This is a genomic window from Bradyrhizobium sp. Arg237L (assembly GCF_029990105.1).
In the GTDB taxonomy this organism is placed as follows: domain Bacteria; phylum Pseudomonadota; class Alphaproteobacteria; order Rhizobiales; family Xanthobacteraceae; genus Bradyrhizobium.
Window position 1 is genome coordinate 62987 of record NZ_JAQMIL010000009.1, and the last position, 16742, is coordinate 79728.

At 64.1% G+C, this 16742-nt stretch carries 15 protein-coding genes and 1 other RNA gene; 11 read left to right on the top strand and 5 right to left on the bottom strand.

The window, feature by feature from the left end; genetic code table 11:
- Window positions 1-111 precede the first annotated feature (111 nt).
- The 9 genes from OZ411_RS07655 (at window position 112) to OZ411_RS07695 (ending at window position 8364) form a co-directional block, all read left to right on the top strand.
- Window positions 112-435 carry a DUF4164 domain-containing protein gene (locus OZ411_RS07655; RefSeq protein ID WP_282527445.1) on the top strand — a complete coding sequence of 108 codons (324 nt, stop codon included), beginning with the start codon at window positions 112-114 and terminating at the stop codon, window positions 433-435.
- Window positions 432-815, top strand: coding sequence for a cell division protein ZapA (locus OZ411_RS07660; RefSeq protein ID WP_130579002.1), 384 nt, complete (start codon window positions 432-434; stop codon window positions 813-815). The genes OZ411_RS07655 and OZ411_RS07660 overlap by 4 nt, the downstream gene beginning before the upstream one ends.
- A gap of 230 nt (window positions 816-1045) precedes the next feature.
- A non-coding RNA gene (ssrS, locus tag OZ411_RS07665) (6S RNA) lies at window positions 1046-1206 on the top strand.
- Between the two features lie 181 nt (window positions 1207-1387).
- Complete coding sequence (locus OZ411_RS07670) at window positions 1388-1963, top strand: 5-formyltetrahydrofolate cyclo-ligase (protein ID WP_282527446.1); 576 nt, start codon at window positions 1388-1390, stop codon at window positions 1961-1963.
- A gap of 6 nt (window positions 1964-1969) precedes the next feature.
- Complete coding sequence (locus OZ411_RS07675; protein WP_282527447.1) at window positions 1970-2794, top strand: TIGR00282 family metallophosphoesterase; 825 nt, start codon at window positions 1970-1972, stop codon at window positions 2792-2794.
- A gap of 203 nt (window positions 2795-2997) precedes the next feature.
- Complete coding sequence (locus OZ411_RS07680; protein ID WP_282527448.1) at window positions 2998-4434, top strand: hypothetical protein; 1437 nt, start codon at window positions 2998-3000, stop codon at window positions 4432-4434.
- Between the two features lie 173 nt (window positions 4435-4607).
- Complete coding sequence (locus tag OZ411_RS07685; protein WP_130579356.1) at window positions 4608-5066, top strand: hypothetical protein; 459 nt, start codon at window positions 4608-4610, stop codon at window positions 5064-5066.
- A gap of 122 nt (window positions 5067-5188) precedes the next feature.
- The gene (locus OZ411_RS07690; protein ID WP_282527514.1) at window positions 5189-6943 is read left to right on the top strand and encodes an ATP-binding cassette domain-containing protein; all 1755 of its coding nucleotides are present in this window, start codon (window positions 5189-5191) and stop codon (window positions 6941-6943) included.
- A gap of 20 nt (window positions 6944-6963) precedes the next feature.
- Window positions 6964-8364, top strand: a complete 1401-nt coding sequence (locus tag OZ411_RS07695; RefSeq protein WP_245476176.1) for an HlyD family type I secretion periplasmic adaptor subunit — start codon at window positions 6964-6966, stop codon at window positions 8362-8364.
- A gap of 17 nt (window positions 8365-8381) precedes the next feature.
- Here the strand turns inward: OZ411_RS07695 and OZ411_RS07700 are convergent, their stop codons facing one another.
- The gene (locus OZ411_RS07700) at window positions 8382-9131 is read right to left on the bottom strand and encodes a response regulator transcription factor (protein ID WP_130579350.1); all 750 of its coding nucleotides are present in this window, start codon (window positions 9129-9131) and stop codon (window positions 8382-8384) included.
- Window positions 9132-9403: 272 nt separating this feature from the next.
- A complete protein-coding gene (locus OZ411_RS07705; protein ID WP_245476174.1) occupies window positions 9404-9976 on the bottom strand; it encodes a hypothetical protein in 573 nt (190 codons plus the stop codon).
- A 272-nt stretch (window positions 9977-10248) separates the two neighbouring features.
- On the opposite strand from OZ411_RS07705, the gene OZ411_RS07710 reads away from it, so the two are divergent.
- Window positions 10249-10899, top strand: coding sequence for a LysE family translocator (locus tag OZ411_RS07710; RefSeq protein ID WP_130579348.1), 651 nt, complete (start codon window positions 10249-10251; stop codon window positions 10897-10899).
- A 194-nt stretch (window positions 10900-11093) separates the two neighbouring features.
- Entirely contained in the window at window positions 11094-12551 is a 1458-nt protein-coding gene (locus OZ411_RS07715; RefSeq protein WP_282527449.1) for a hypothetical protein, read from the top strand.
- 96 nt (window positions 12552-12647) lie between these two features.
- Here the strand turns inward: OZ411_RS07715 and OZ411_RS07720 are convergent, their stop codons facing one another.
- The 3 genes from OZ411_RS07720 to OZ411_RS07730 are packed head-to-tail and all read right to left on the bottom strand — an operon-like array spanning window position 12648 to window position 16667.
- Complete coding sequence (locus OZ411_RS07720) at window positions 12648-13991, bottom strand: cytochrome c (protein ID WP_282527450.1); 1344 nt, start codon at window positions 13989-13991, stop codon at window positions 12648-12650.
- Window positions 13988-16192, bottom strand: coding sequence for a xanthine dehydrogenase family protein molybdopterin-binding subunit (locus OZ411_RS07725; protein WP_282527451.1), 2205 nt, complete (start codon window positions 16190-16192; stop codon window positions 13988-13990). Before OZ411_RS07725 ends, OZ411_RS07720 begins: the two co-directional genes overlap by 4 nt.
- A 10-nt stretch (window positions 16193-16202) precedes the next feature.
- A complete protein-coding gene (locus tag OZ411_RS07730; RefSeq protein ID WP_207234478.1) occupies window positions 16203-16667 on the bottom strand; it encodes a (2Fe-2S)-binding protein in 465 nt (154 codons plus the stop codon).
- Window positions 16668-16742: the final 75 nt, after the last annotated feature.

The following is a 16742-nucleotide window of genomic DNA, read 5'->3' on the forward strand; positions in this document are numbered from 1 at the left end:
CCGGCGGCGTTGCGCCGGCCTCGCTCACCACGTAAATTTCATCGCCTAAGCGCTTGCCGAACCGCAAGGATTCGCGGACGGCCACGCCATCGAGGATGTACCTTGTCTCGTATGAGCGATCGTTCCACCAACGCGGCTGCCAGTGTTGAGCCCGCTATCGCCGACGTCGACGCCGCCACACGACGGCTGATGGCGGCGCTCGATGCTCTGGAAAGCGCCGTTGAGCGGCGGCGCGAGGCTGACCGCGACGAGAACGAACTGGCGAGCCGGATCCAGGCGCTCGGTGCTGATCGCTCGCGGCTTGCGGACGAGCTCGATAACTCATTGGTGAAGACGCGCAAGCTCGAGCGCACCAATCGCGAGATCGCCGAGAAGCTGGATACGGCGATCGGCACCATCCGCGCCGTGCTTGATGGCGAGGAGAACACGCGATGAGTCACATCAACGTCACCATCAACGGCCGGCAATACCGGATGGCGTGCGAAGAGGGGCAGGAGGTTCGTCTCTTGAAGCTCGCGGAGAACCTGGAAACGCGCATCGAATCGCTGCGCGGCAAGTTCGGCGAGATTGGCGACGCCCGTTTGACGGTGATGGCGGCGCTCACCGCCTGCGACGAACTGGTCGACGCTGGCGCACGCATCCGCAGCCTGGAAGAGGAAGTCGAATCCTTACGCAACTCCGGAGCCGCCGCGGTCGATCGCGCCCGCGCCACGCAAGTCGCGATCTCGAACGCACTCAACGCCGCCGCCGAGCGGATCGAAAAAACCACGCAGGTGCTCAACCGCACCATCGGCGGCGGTATCGCGATCGGTTAGCTCGCTGTCTCACCCTCTGAAAGGGGAGGGTCGACGCGAATGAAATGAGCGGCGGGGAGGGGTCACAGTCTCTCCGTTAAGACGGTGCCGAGTGGAGAGAGTTGACCCCTCCCCGTTTCGCATTTCGCTTCGCTACATGCGAACCGACCCTCCCCTTTCAGGTGAGGGTAAAGTCCACCCGAAATCCATTCCCGCTGGCGGAACGCCGCAGTCGTCGCTACATTACCCCTGCGAAGCTGCGTTGCGCGTCAGGAGCTATATATCCCCGGGGCCTTATCGATCCTTTAGGGAACTGTCCCTGGCCGGGTCCGTGGACCCGGACATATGGTGCCCACCTACTTTCGTAGGGAACTCCGGGATCGAACGCTTCAACGGCCTCTGCGGCTTCGCGCTCTGTTTTTTACTGTTGATGCCGGCCGTCGTGTCGCGGCGGTTAGGTTGTGTATTGATGTCATCACTCCGCGAAGGCGGGGTATCCAGTACGCTGCGGCCTCGCCGTCAAAGTACCAACGTCTCTGGAATACTGGATCATCCGCCTGCGCGGATGATGACAGCGCAACAGGGGTAATCGCATGCGCGCCATCTCTCCGAAGGCTGAGCTCCGCAGCGCTGCGCTCACCCGACGTGATGCGCTGAGCGAAGAGGAGCGGACTGCGGCCGCTGCGAAGATCGCCAAGCGCGGCCTGCCGTTTGAGATCGCCCCGGGCACGGTCGTCTCCGGCTATTCACCGATCCGCAGCGAGATCGATCCGATGCCGCTGATGCTTGCGCTTGCCGCGCAGGGCGCGCAGCTTGCGCTGCCGGCGGTCACCGCGCGCGGCCACTCCCTGCTATTCCGCACCTGGGCCAAAGGCGACCGGCTGACGCTTGGCGCGCTCGGCATCCCCGAGCCGTCGCCGGCCGCGGCCGAGCTGGTCCCCGACATCATGCTGGTGCCGCTCGCCGCCTTCGACCGGGTCGGCCACCGGATCGGCTATGGTGCCGGCTATTTCGACTTCACCTTCACCCATCTGCGCAAGGCCAAGCACGTGATCGGCATCGGGCTTGCCTTCGCAGTGCAGGAAATCAAGGCGGTTCCGGCTTTGTCGCACGACGTCGCGCTTGATTATGTGCTAACGGAGCGCAAGACGTTCGATTTCCGGGAGTAGCCTGATTTGCGTATTCTCTTCGTCGGTGATGTGGTCGGCAAGACCGGCCGCACCGCCATCTCAGAACATCTTCCCCGCATGATCCGTGACTGGTCGCTCGATCTCGTCATCGTCAATGGCGAGAATGCCGCCGGCGGCTTCGGCATCACCGAGGCGATCTACCAGGACTTGCTGGATGCCGGGGCGGACGCCATCACGCTCGGCAACCATGCGTGGAATCAGAAGGAAGCGCTGGTGTTCATCGAGCGCGCCCCGCGCCTGATTCGCCCGTTGAATTTTCCGCGCCACGCGCCGGGCCGCGGCGCCACGCTGGTCGACACAAAGAACGGCAAGCGTGCGCTCGTCATCAACGCGATCGGCCGCATCTTCATGGAGCCCTCCAACGATCCCTTCGCCGCGGTCGAGCGCGAACTCGAGGCCTGTCCGCTGCGGCAGGCGGCGGATGCGATCGTGGTGGATTTCCACGGCGAGGCCACCTCCGAGAAGCAGGGCATGGGCTTCTTCTGCGATGGCCGCGTCAGCCTCGTGGTCGGTACCCACACCCATGTGCCCACCGCCGATCACCAGGTGCTTCCCGGCGGCACCGCCTATATGACCGACGCCGGCATGACCGGCGATTACGATTCCATCATCGGCATGCAGAAGGAAGAGCCGCTGCAGCGTTTCCAGACCGGCATCCCCTCCGGCCGCTTCGAGCCGGCCGCCGGCGAAGCGACGCTGAGCGGGGTTGCGGTCGAGACCGACGACGCCACCGGCCTCGCGCTCCGCGTTGCGCCGGTGCGCGCCGGTGGTCGGCTCGAGCCGGCCGTGCCGGGGTTTTGGGTGAGCTAGTTCAGGAACGCGCGTCGACTGCGAACGGGTCGCGCTGACGTGCGCGATACCGCCTCTTCGACCTGATTTCGTTTGTACGATCTCACCCGAAATGTTGCATCCGAATTGATGGCTCGGCTTTTCACGCATACGGCGTGACATTGCCTCACGGTCGGGAGGGGTCCGTCGCATTGCGCGGAGCGATCCCGGCCAGGGAGGCGACTATGAAGTTCGATTGGATGTCGGACAGCATCCGGCTGCATGATCAGCCGCTCCATTATCCCTGGGATGATGGAGATGGCAGCAGCTATGGTACCAAGTTCTCGCCGGCTCGTTTGCATCATCTCGCGACCGATGGCCATGACGACGCCGGCGGCTCCTCGTTCGGCTCGCCCTCTCATGCGTCCGTCACGTCTCTCGATTCGACTGGAGATGGAGGCGGCAGCCTTCATGGCAACGCGGATGTCCACCAGCCCAACAAGGCGCAGGCCGATCAGCTCGGCGGCAATGGCGGCGGCGACAACGCGGCGGGCGGCGGCATTCCCGCACACCAATCCAATTCCGGCAAAAGCGACATCGGGACAATCGATACGGGGGCGAACGAGGCCGGCAACGGCGGAGACGGATTTTTTTATGGCGGCATCATTCATGCCTCCCTGGTGATCTATCAGCCGATCAACATCGCGGTATCCGTGGGATATGGTTCAATCGCCATCGCTGAGCAGACCAACGATGTGAATATCAACCAGTCCGCCCTGCAGATGGCCGGCATCGGTGGACATGGCGGCGACGACAACATTGCCGCCGGCGGAAACGTCGACCTCTCTTCCTCCGGCTCCGGCGGGATCACGACAGGCGACAATCACGCCGGTAACGGCGGCGACGGTCATTTCCTTGGAACGCTGCTGGACGCGCCCGTTGTCATCTACCATCCCGTCAACTTCGCGTTTGCGGCTCCCGGTGGCAGCGCGCACGCCAGCCAGTCGAACACGGTCGAGATCGATCAGTCCGCCGTGCAGATCGCGGGGGTCGGCGGGCAGGGCGGAAACGGCAATGCCGCAAGCGGCGGCGACGTATCCGTTCACGGTCAATCCAGCGGCGGTGGAAGCGGCGCGAACCAGATCGACACCGGCGGCAATCAGGCCGGCAACGGCGGCGACGGGCAATTTCATGGTGACCTCGTCCACAAGTCCGTCGCCGTCTATGATCCCGTCAACATCTCGGTCGCGGGATATAATTCCACCAGCCAGGTGTACCAGCTCAACGACGTGCATCTGGATCAGTCCTCGTTCCAGATGGCCGGTGTCGGGGGCGACGGCGGCAGTGGCAATGTCGCGGCGGGCGGCAGCGCCGGGATCATCTCTGCACTCCTCGGCGGTGGTTCCGATGCGATCGCAACCGGACACAACAGCGCGGGCAATGGAGGCAGCGGCCACTTCTCCGGCAGTCTCATCGACGTCAGCGTCGCGATCTATGCTCCGATCAACATCGCCATCGCCGGGCCGCATTCGACAGCCGAGGCGGACCAGATCAACAATGTCCATATCGATCAGAGCACGGTTCAGATCGCTGGAATCGGCGGGAACGGCGGTCACGACAATCTTGCGCTGGGCGGCGATGTCGCGATGCATCTGTTGTCCGATCTCCATTTAATCGGATAGGGCGCCGAATTTCGACAGGGCATGTAATCCTTTCGGGCGTAGTCTGCTGAACCGAATGACATCCCATTTGGCATCTATCGCGCGCACGTCGACGGGAGACAAACTCGCATCGCGCATCCGCTTCCAGGACAGGGAGGAATGTCGCGCGAGGTAAACTCACCACGGAGGCTCAAATGTCGAAAGGCAAGGGATTTTTCAAGGTGTCCGATTCGATCGATTTCAAGTCGATCGACACGGGCGGTCAGAGCGTCGGAAACGGCGGCGACGGCTATTTCAAGGGAAGCATCAGCAATTCACCATCGATCAAGTTCGATCCATCGAACAAGGCTGAAGGCTCTGACGTGCACGTCAAGACCGGCGATTACGTCAGTCAAAAGGCATCCTGGGATGCCGACGCCGGCGACGCGAAGGCGTCGAAGTACTCGAAGGCTTATGGCGGAGACGCTAAGTCGAACGGCGATCAGAGCTCGTCCAGCGGGTACGACACCTCCAAGGTGTATGCCAACACGACGGCGCATCAGTCGAACTACCTGAAGGCGGACATGCATCAGGAAGTCGCCGCGGGCATCGGCGGCGATGGCGGGAGTGACAACCTCGGCATGGGCGGCGACGTTGACGTCCATATTGGTTAGTACGTTCTGATCAGCGGCCTCATTGAGGCGGCTGAGGCCGGCGGTCCGTGCCGCCGGCCTCAGATCTCCCGCAAAACGATCCGCGCAAAAGGTCAAGCCTTGAAGCTCTGGCGGTGACGATCATGCTGGTGCCGCTGCTTCGGTTAAGTCTGCTGCAGACGCCCTGGACGCCGTTGCAGGCGGCGCTGCGGACCTGCGCAGGCTCGCTCGGGATCGTGTTCGCCTATAGCTGCAGTTACAATCTGCTGCTGTTCGCTCCCTCGATCTATCTGCTCCAGATCTACGACCGCGTGCTCCCGAGCCGGAGCAATGAAACGCTCCTGTTGCTCACTTTGATCGTTGCGCTCACGGTCGTGGTGGGCGGGGTGCTTGACGCGCTACGTCGCTCCGTATTGGGGCGCTTGGGTGCCTGGCTGGAAGAGCGGCTTCGTCCCACCGTGCTCTCCGCCTGCCTCGACCATGCTTTCCGCAACGATTCAGCGCGCGCTTCGGATGCCTATCGCGATCTCACGGCCGTGCGTCAGTTCGTTGAATCCGGCGCGTCCCTGACGCTGCTCGATGCGCTCTGGATCCCGCCGTTCCTCGCCGTGCTGTTTTTCGTGCATCCCCTGCTTGGAGGCATTGGCGCCTGCAGCGTGTTGTTTCTGTTCGGCCTCACGGTTGTCGGCGATCTCCTCACCGAAAACGCGCTGGCGAAATCCGCGATTGCCCTGTCCAGAAGCTACGGCCGCCTTGCGACGGTGGTCGGCAGCGTTCACCTGATCCGCAGCATGGGAATGCTCGACGACGTGGCACGCCGCGTCTACCTGGATGCGCGCCATGCGCAAAGCGAGTACGACCTGGCACAGCGGCGGAACGAGATCATCATGCTGATCGCCAAGCCGACGCGTTCGCTGGCGCAGGTCCTCATCATGGGCGCCGCCGCGTGGCTCGTCCTCGACCACGGCAAGAGCGCGGCGATCATCTTTGTCGCGATGCTGATGTTCAGCCGCGCGCTGGCGCCGGTCGAAGGCGCCGTTGCAAGCTGGAAGGCGCTGAAGAGAGCGCTGGATGCCTATCAGCGGCTGACCAATGTCCTTGCCGCCGTTCCACCTACGACAGAAAACACGGACTGTCCGCCGGAACAGCCGAGGGGCGATCTTATCATCGACAATATCGGCGCGAAGGTTTCGGAAGGCGCGTGGTTTCCCATCAAGACCGTCTCGTTCCGTCTCGCGCGCGGAGAGTGCCTCGGCATCATCGGTCCGTCCGGCTCCGGCAAGTCCACGCTCGCAGGCATCATTGCCGGAATCCTGTTGCCGGGGCAGGGGCGCGTCCTCCTCGGTGAGACCGACATCTCGGTCCTGCGCGGAGGGCGGCAGGGCCGTTACCTCGGCTATCTGCCTCAGGATATCGATCTCGTCGGAGAAACGATCAAGGATATCATCGCGCGGCTGGACGACGCCGATCTGCCAAAGGTCATGCATGCCGCCAAGCTCGCCGGGATCCATGAGAGCATCCTGCGGCTGCCGCTGGGATACGACACGGTTGTCACCAATGGTGGGAGCGTATTCTCGCGCGGATTTCGCCAGCGCCTGGGGCTCGCGCGGGCATTTTTCGGAGAGCCACGGCTGGTCGTGCTGGATGAGCCGAATGCCAGCCTGGACTACACCGGCGAGCGCGTGCTGTTGGATGCCATCGAACAACTGAAGATCGCCAGCGTCACGGTGGTCATCGTCACGCACCGGATGGGCATCCTCGCGGCGACGGACAAGATCGCTATCATGCAGGACGGCGCCGTCACGGCGTTCGGTGAGAGCGACGACATCTTCGAGCGGCATTTGAGCCGGCCGCAAGTGGCTTCTCAAGTAGCTTCGCAGGAGACGGCTGTCCCGTGATCGCAAATCTACGAGCCCTCGTGCGGTTACCACCCGCCATCCTGCCGAAGCGCGAGACCGGGGTGGTGATCACAGCGATTGACGAATTCGAGCGGCGGCAGTTTCCGTGGTGCGCGGAGCCGACGCAGGCCTCGCCGCGCTACAGGCTCGGCCGCGTCACCCTGGCAGGCAATCTATTGGTCGTCGGCTTTGTGCTGGGTCTGGGAATCTGGTCGGCCTTTGCTCCGCTTGAAAGCGCGGCGATCGCGTCCGGCGTGGTCGAATCGGAATCGAGCCGGAAGACGATCCAGCACCTCGAGGGCGGCATCATCAGGAAAATTTTGGTTGCCGACGGCGATGCCGTGAGTGCGGGACAGACGCTGATCGCGCTCGAGGACACCAGGGCTCGCGCCGAGGTGCAAAGCCTGCAGGGGCAGTTGTGGGATGCGGCCGCGCGTGAGGCAAGGCTTCTGGCCGAGCAGCAGGGGCAGGAGCTGATCTCGTTTCCGGTCTGGCTCGACAGGATCCGAAGCACGAGCGGTTCGGTCGATTCCGTCCTGACCGCACAGCAAAACATCTTTGAAACACGCCGGCAGGTGTTCCAGTCCCAGGCGACCATCCTCAGGGAAAAACGGCTTCAGGTCGCAAAGGAGATCGAGGGGCTCAAGGCGCAGGAGGACGCGGTGGCGCAGCGCGCCGCGATCGTGCGCGAAGAGCTCGACATGGTGACTATCCTGGTCAACAAGGGACTCGAGCGCCGTCCGCGCCTGTTGAACCTTGAGCGGGAGCTGGCCGATATCGAGGGACGGCGGGGCGAGATCATTGCGCATATTTCGCGCGCCAAACAGGTGATCAGCGAATCGCAGGCGACGCTCCTGAAGCTGGAAAGCGACCGGCAGAACGAGATCGCACAGTCATTGCGCGAGGCGCAGAACCAGGGATTTCAACTGCGCGAAAAATTGCTGGCGGCGCAGGACCAATTGGCCCGAACGGAGGTCAAGGCACCCGAGGACGGGGTGATAACCGACCTGCGGGTTCATACGCCGGGCGGTGTTGTCGGGGCCGGCGCTCCGCTGATGGATCTGGTGCCCCGGCAGGACAGGCTGGTCGTGATCGCACGCCTCAAGCCGGAGGATATCGACGTGGTTCATCCGGGGCTGAACGCCGACGTGCATCTCTTGCCCTACAATCAGCGTCGCGTCCCGCGTCTCAAGGGAACGGTGATGCATGTATCGGCCGACCGCCTGCTCGACAAGCGCACCGACCAGCCCTACTACGCGACGAAAATCCGCGTCCAGGATTCCAAGATCGTCGAGAATGGCTTGAAGATCATTCCGGGAATGCCGGCCCAGGTGTTCATAACAACCGGGCGCGGCACCGTGGCGATCTACGCTTTGAGGCCCCTGCTCGACAGCTTCCACACCGCCTTCAGCGAAGATTGAGCTGCGGGACAGCCAAATCAGGATGACGAGAATGCACCGGGCTCCGGTCCACGGTGACCGGTCGATCTTGCGCGCCAGCGCAGCACTGCCTCGGTGCGATTGCGAGCGGCACATTTCCGCATGATGTGGTGAATGTGCATCTTCACCGTGTTTTCCGAAAGCTTCAGTTTGGCGGCGATCAGCTTGTTGGGCAGGCCGAGTTCCAATTCCGCCAGCACGTGTTGCTCGCGAGGGGTGAATTCGATCTGCTCCTTGTTCGCCAGATATATCGGCGCCAACGGGCCAGGGTAGATCGGCTCGCAGCTAGAGGACCCGTCCTGCCCTTCAATTGAAAGCGGCCTGTAGACCCCGCCGGCGAGAACAAGACGCAAGCCGGCGACAGCGAGCTCGACCGGGATCGAGGTTGGAAAGAAGCCTCTGATGCCCCGATGCAGGGCCGCGAGCGCGGTGGCTTCGTCGTCCCGGTTACAGAAGATGCCGATCGAGGCGTTGGGGCAGCAATCGGCGAGAAGCGCGAGATCGCCGGCGACGGAGGGATCAGCCACCGACTTGTCCCCGATGCTGAGCGTCGCCAGCCGAACGTCTCGTCCCGTCGCGCAGCCGAGAGTGTCGGTCGTGGCCATTTCGACGATTTCGAATCCGATCAGCTCCTGCCTGAGAATGTGCAGAATGCAGGTCCGCGCCAGCGTGAGCGGATCGATGATGAGCAGGACCGGCAACGGCAGCGATCCGTTGAGCCGCTCTGCAGCAGAGACAAGGTCGTCCATAATATCCCCAATTGAAGGAATTGCTGCCCTACCCCAATCATTTCCATGCCAATGACTAGAGCATGATCCGGAAAAGTGGAAACCGGTTTTCCCCCGCGACAAACGCGAAGCGTTTGCGCAGGAAGATCATGCTCAAACAAGAGATGAGATCATGATCCGATTCCGTCTAATCGGGTCATGATCTAGCGTCGCGCAACCGGCCCATGGCATAAGCCTTTCGCCGATCGAGCGCGCATGTAGGTCACCGGTATCCGCTTTCCCGGTGTCACGCCTCAGTTACAAATATTCCGATATGCGATCGCCGCGGCTGAGTCCGCTTTGCCGTCGACGACGTAGACGTCATCCTCCTTCACGAGATACAGAAATGGCTTCTCCCCGGTGTCCTCGCCCGACGCCTTTTTTCCCCTGACATGACCGCAGATCGTGTCCACCCGCCGCCCCAGCGTATTCTTCCTGATTGCCCGCTTCGCGTCGGTGAACTCGGCCGACTCCGGATTTTCCATTTTTGCGGCGACCGACATCTTCGCCTTGCCCAGGACGGCCTCGGACGTCTCAGCAGCGGGGGCGCGGTCCGCCATCGCCTTCGGCGGCGGGTTCTTGCCACGCGCGACCCGTGTGTCCCGGCGGGGTGGTGATCGCTTGTCGGGCTTCGTCGCCGTTGCAGCCTTCGTTGTCTTCGCCACAGCATTGGGCGTGGGCGCGCTCGCCTTCGGCTCCGTTGCAGGAGGCGCGCTCCCATCGAAACAGATTTTCGACCCGCACATCTGCAAGTTCGCCTGGGTGGACACAGGCATGCCATAGCCGATCAGCATTCCTGCCACCAAGCCAATGAGAAGCAGTCCCATGCAATCCCCCTCCTCGGGGTAGGGCAGACTTCCACTCGCACTTCTTGCGACTTGATTTTGCGCTGATCCTCTATGTGTCCCGCAAAAGCGTTAAGCGCGCATTAAGCGTCGAACCATTGTTCAGCCGCGCTCCTGCATGGTTAACGCGGCGAGGACATATGTCCGGAGCGAGCAGGCACAAAGCGCATGATCTGCTGCACAAGATCCGTGGGACGTTTGATCAGGATCTGCGCTCTGGGCGCTGGGCCCGTGATGCTGTAAAGCCGATCGTCATGCCAGACCTTGCTCAACTCGCCCTCTACTTCGCCGCGGCATTAGTGCTCGCCGTCACGCCCGGTCCGGGCATCTTCTACGTCGCTGCACGCACGCTCGCCGGCGGCCGTGCGGAAGGCGTGGCCTCCAGCGTTGGCACCGGGTTGGGTGGCATGGTCCACGTCGTCGCGGGCAGCTTGGGCGTTTCTGCCATCGTGCTGGCGAGCGCGGAACTGTTCACCGCGCTGAAGCTGATCGGTGCCGCCTATCTGATCTGGATAGGCCTTCGCACTTTCCTGTCCGCCCGCCGGGACACGTCGGCGGGTTTGAACGGTGGAACCGTCGCACCGCCGATCGGACCGCGGCGGGCGTTTCGTGAAGGCGTGCTGGTCGAGGCGCTGAACCCGAAGACAGCAGCCTTCTTCCTTGCCTTCGTTCCGCAGTTCGTGGACCCGGCCGAAGGCCACGTCGCTGTGCAGTTCGTCGTGCTTGGCTTCGTGTCGGTTGCGCTCAACACCCTCGCCGATATCGTGGTCGCCTTTGCGGCGAGCCGCATCCGCGAAGGCGCAGCAACACGTCCCGCGTTGATCCGCCGCCTGCGAGAGGCGTCGGGAGCTGCGATGATCGCTCTCGGCATCGGCCTCGTTCTGGCGAAGCGCCCAGCCGACTGATTGCCGGGCTGCGCTGCTTTCACGACCTGCCACCGCTCGATGGTCTTGTAGCGCTTCCTGGTCTAGCATGAAGCCCGGGGCGGGATCTCATCCCGTGGACGGTGATCGTGCGGTCCGACCGTGAAGCTCCAGCGCATACAAGGGGCGGAGCCATCTCCCTCGGCGGCGTCGGGTCCCCGTGGCGGCCATGGGCCGTGCTGGCGTGGGCCGCGCTGCTCTCCGCGCTGTTCTTGGCAATTCTCGTGTCGTTCAGACCGGCGGTCCCGGTCATCTGGGGCGACACGCCGCCCTTCGTGGAATCCGCGCTGCGCACGCTCGAGGCAGGACAGCCGACCGTGGCGGGTGGGCGCGATCCGGGCTACCCGACATTCCTGGCCATGACGTTCGCGTTCGGAGGCGACCTCGGAACAGTGGTGCGTCTGCAGCAGGCGGCCTGGGCCGCTCTGATGCTGGCGCTTGCGATAACCGCGCAGACGGCGACGCGCAGCGCCGTCGGGCTGGTGCCGATCATCCTGGTCGCGATCTATCCGGGCCTGCTGCTGTTCACGAACGTTCTCACCGCGGACCTTCTCTTCGCGGTCTTCCTCAATCTGGCAACGGCCGGATTGCTCGTTGCCGCCTGCGTCGATGGAGCGGCGCGATGCTGCGCGGTCGTTGCTTCCATCCTGTGCGCGGCGGTCGCGGCGTGCCTGAGATCGCAGGGACTCCTCGTTCCGATCGCTGCCATCCTGGTAGGCGTGCCTCTCGCGCGGCCGGCCACGCCCGCGCGCCTTGCGGTGATGGCCGTCTCCGTCGCCGCAGCGCTGGCGCTCCTCCTCGCCGGCTCCCGGTTCGGAGCTTCCAACTCCGACCAGGCCTCGGCCGTGTTCGTCCCCAAGACACTGTTCTGCAATCACCTGAACATCGTGCTTGCAAGCGACGCCGCGCGACGCGAGATCGTATCGGCGGCGGGCGACCGCGCCGATGCCACGATGGAGCGGCTTGCCGCCGACTTCGCCGCGGAGCCGGGCCGCTGGCCCGTGCTCGGGTTCTTCGGCGACGCGTGCCTCTTCGACACCGAACCGGATCGGGATCTCGCCGATAACACCGGAAATGCGGTCAGTGCGGCGGCAGCCTATTGGCGCATCTTCCTGGCCGCCCTGCGCGACCGGCCGCTGGCCTACGCAGGCAAGTTCGTCCGTCAGATGGCCTATGGCCTCGCGTCGGCATGGCCGCCTTATGCACTCGAGCCTGTCATACCGGTGTCCAGCGACGACGTGCCGCACGTGTCCGAGATCATGGCGCGGCACGGCCGGGCGCCCGAGCAAATCGATCTGCAAGGCGGATCAGTTCGGATCAGCCTGTTGTCCGATTTCCCGGGCATCGCCACCTATCTGTTCAAGGCATTGTCCGCTGCCTTCGTTATCGCCGTCATATTCTGGACGGTAGCCGCCGTGCGGCGTCGGTGCCCAGCTTTCGTGACGCGCGCAGGCATCGTGGTCGTGATGGGGGCGGCTTCGATCGCGACCGCCGCCGCCGCTCACACTCTCGACGTCTCGCGATATCTGATTCCCGCAGTGCCGATGGTGGGCCTCATGCTGTCCCTTTTCGCCGTCGAACTGACCGAGACGATAGGAGCTGATCACGCGGCCTCTGTTCGCGGATTCCCGTAGCCCGGGTGGAGCGAAGCGCAACCCGGGGCATCTCTATCAACATCTACCGGCGGTCCCGGGTTACGCTGGCGCTTCACCCGGGCTACGGCACAAGGCTTATTGCGCCGTCTGCTGGCGCAGCTCCGCGACATCCTTCGCGGTGAGCTTCGAGCCCTTGGCGCCGAAACGGGCAGTGACATAGTTGGCAACCGCCGCGATCTCGTCATCCGAATAGGCGTTGCCGAACGCCGGCATCGAGAGCGCGCCGTCGGGCGTGGTGCGCTTGGTGCCTGACAGCACGATCTGCGCGACGTTGGTGGCCGCCGGATCGTTGACCGCCCACGAACCGGTCAGCGTCGCCGTCGGCGACACCAGGCTCTCGCCGGTCCAGCCGTGGCAGCTTACGCAGGCGCCCTCGAACACGATTTTGCCGCGGGCATCCGCGGTCACGCCTTCCTTGTGCGAGGCGGGCGCGGCAGGCGCCGTGGTCGCGGGCAGGTCGGGCGAGGGCTGCGGCGGCACGCTGCGCAGGTAGACGGCGATGGCGCGGACGTCTTCCGGCGCGAGCTGGCTCAGGCTGTTGTCGACTGCTTCGCCCATCGGCCCGGAAGCGGCGCCGTGGCCGAGCGCATGGCCGGTCGAGAGGTAGGAGACGAGCGCCTCATCGCTCCAATTGCCGAGGCCGGTGGCCTTGTCGGAGGAGATGTTGAAGGCGCGCCAGCCCGCCGTCACGGCGCCGGCAAATTTCTTGCGGTTGTCGAGCGCGAAGCCGAGATTGCGCGGCGTGTGGCACTCGCCGCAATGGGCGAGCGCCTCGGCGAGGTAGGCGCCCCGATTCCATTCCGGGCTCTTTGAGGTGTCGGGCGCAAAGCGCGTGTCCGGGTTGAACACCGCCGACCAGAACAGCATCACCCAGCGCTGGTTGAACGGGAACGCCAGCGTATTCTCCGGCGCCGGCGCACGCACCGGCGGCAGGCTGAACAGATAGGCCTTCACCGCTAGCACGTCCGCATCCGTCATGTAGGTGTAGGACGCATAGGGCATCGCTGGATAGAGCATCGCGCCGTCATGGCGCTTGCCGCGCTGGACCGCGTTCAGGAAATCCTGGTCGCTGTAATTGCCGATGCCGGTTTCCTTATCGGGGGTGATGTTGGTCGAATAGAGCGTGCCGAACGGCAGCTTGAAGGCCAGCCCGCCGGCATATTCCTTCTCGCCCGGCTTGGTGTGGCAGACCATGCAGTCCGCCGCCTTGGCCAGATATTCGCCGCGCTCAACCTGGCTCGCTTTCTCCAGCGCCACTGGCGCGCCGGTCGGCTTGCCGGCGCGGTAGTCGGCGACGGCCACCTTGTTGCCACCGGAGAAATCAAGCGGGCCAGGACCACGGACGATCCAGACGCCGACCGCCACCGCCGCGATGACGATCACGGCAAGGCTCAACAGGATACGCATTGCCGGCCTCATGCCTTCTTCCCCACGGCGATCAGCGAACGGTCGATCGGCATCCGCCGCAGCGCTACGCCAGTTGCGGCAAGAATCGCGTTGCGCAACGCGGGCGGTCCGGCATTGACACCGGTCTCGCCGATGCCGCCGGGCGGCTCACCGCTCTTGACCACGTGCACCTCGATCTTCGGCATCTGGTCGATGCGCAGCATGCGGTAGTCATGGAAGTTGGACTGCTGCACGCGGCCCTTGTCGATGGTGATCTCGCCATAGAGCGCTGCCGTCAGCCCGAAGATCAATCCGCCCTCGAGCTGCGCCTTCACGGTATCAGGATTGACGGCGATGCCGGTATCGACCACCGAGACGACACGGCGCAGCCCCACTTCGCCCATCTCGTCGATCTCGGCCTCGACCACGGTCGCGATGAAGGTCTCGAACGACGGCTGCAGGCAGACGCCGCGGCCGACGCGCGGCGGCAGCGGCTGGTCCCAATTAGCTTTCTCCGCGGCGGAGTTGAGGACCGCAAGTGCCCGCGGCTTGCTCGTCAGCATGGCGCGGCGGAATTCGACCGGGTCTTTGCCGGCCTTGCGCGCCAGCTCATCCATCGCGCATTCGACCGCGAACACGTTGTTGTTCGGGCCGACGCCACGCCAGAAGCCGGTCGGCACCGCCGGCGGCTCGACACGGACATATTCGACACGAAAATTCGGGATGTCATAGGGCGCATCGACGGCGGCATCGATCGCGTCGATGTCGATGCCCTTCTGGAATGCCGGCGGTAGCCAGCGCGCCAGCACCGCCGAGCCGGCGACCTTGTATTTCCATGCCGCCACCTTGCCATCGACCAACGTCGCGGTGACGGTGTCGCGATAAACAGGGCGATAGACGTCGTGCTGGATGTCCTCCTCGCGGGTCCACACCACCTTCACAGGGTAATCGACCTGCTTGGCGATCCTCACCGCGGCAACGACCATGTCCGGCTCCAGCTTGCGGCCGAAGCCGCCGCCGAGCAGGTGGTTGTTGACTATCACCTTCTCGACCGGAAGGCCGGCGGCCTTCGCTGCTTCCGACTGCACCCGGCTCACGATCTGCGTGCCGGTCCAGACCTCGCAAGAATCCGGCTTGACATGGACGGTGGCGTTGATCGGCTCCATCGACGCATGCGCCAGGAACGGCATCTCGAAGCTGGCTTCGAACTTGTCACCGGTCGCAAGCCCCTTGGCGATGTCGCCGACCGATTTCGCAACCGCGCCGTCCTTCTCGCTGGCGGCGCGCAGATGCTGCCAGATTTCCTTCGAGCCGATCTTGGCGTTCGGCCCTTCGTCCCATTCGATCTTGAGCGCTTCGAGGCCCTTCTTCGCCGCCCACATGTGATCGCCGATCACGGCGACCATATCGTCGAGCACCACGATCTTGCGCACACCGGGGACTTTCGTCGCGGCGGTATCGTCGACCTTGGCGACCTTGCCGCCGAACACCGGGCAGGCGGCGACGGTCGCAAACTTCATGTCCGGCAGCAGCGCATCGATGCCATAGACAGCCTTGCCGTTGACCTTCTCCGGCGTATCCAGCCGCTTCAAGGGCTGGCCGATATAGACGAAATCCTTGGGGTCCTTGAGCGGGACGTCCTTTGGCGGCGTCTGGCCCTGCGCGGCGAGCGCCAGCGCGCCATAGCCGAGCTTGCGGCCGCTGGCGGCATGGGTGACCTCGCCCTTGGACGCCGTGCAGCTTGCAGGATCGACCTGCCATTCCGCGGCCGCGGCCTGCACCAGCATGGCGCGCGCAGTGGCGCCAGCGGTGCGCAACGGCTTCCACCAGGCGCGGATCGAGTTGGAGTTGCCGGTCACCTGCAGGCCGAAGGTGGGGTTGCCGTAGAGCTTGTCGTTCGGCGGCGCGTGCAGCAGTGCGACCTTGGTCCAATCGGCATCGAGCTCCTCGGCGAGGACCATCGAAATCGAGGTGTAGGTGCCCTGGCCCATCTCGACCTGCGGCATGATCAGCGTGGTATTGCCGGTCTCGTCGATGCGGATGAACGCATTCGGCGCGAACTTGCCCGCGGTTACATCAGGCGGCTGCACCGGCTCGTTCATGGCATAGCTCGCCGCGCGCAGCGGCAGATGGAAAGCGAGCAAAAAGCCTGTGGTGAGCCCACCGGTGAGGAGCGCGCGGCGCGAGACGCCGCCGGTGCTGTTTTCCTGGTGGAGTTTCTCTGCTGTCAGCATGATGAGCCTCCTACGACTGGCGGCCGGAAGCGGCTTGCTTGATCGCCTCGCGGATCCGTACATAGGTGCCGCAGCGGCAGATGTTGCCGGCCATCGCCGCATCGATATCGGAATCGTCGGGGTTCGGCGTCGCGGCCAAGAGCGCGGCTGCCGCCATGATCTGGCCCGACTGGCAATAGCCGCACTGGATCACTTCGAGATCGAGCCAGGCCTTCTGCACCTTCGCGCCGGCAGGCGAATTGCCGACCGCCTCGATCGTGGTCACCGCGCGGTCGCGCACCGCGCTCACCGGCAACACGCAGGAGCGCACCGCCTTGCCGTCGATATGCACCGTGCAGGCGCCGCATTGCGCGATGCCGCAGCCGAACTTGGTGCCGGTCATCCCTAAGATGTCACGCAGCACCCAGAGCAGCGGCATTTCGGGCGGCGCATCGAAGGATTTCTGTTCGCCATTGATGGTGAGTATCGTTGCCATAAGCATACCCCAAATTCAGCGGCCGCGGACAGCGGACGCGTCAACGAAACCGTATCGCATCGCGACGAGCTAGGA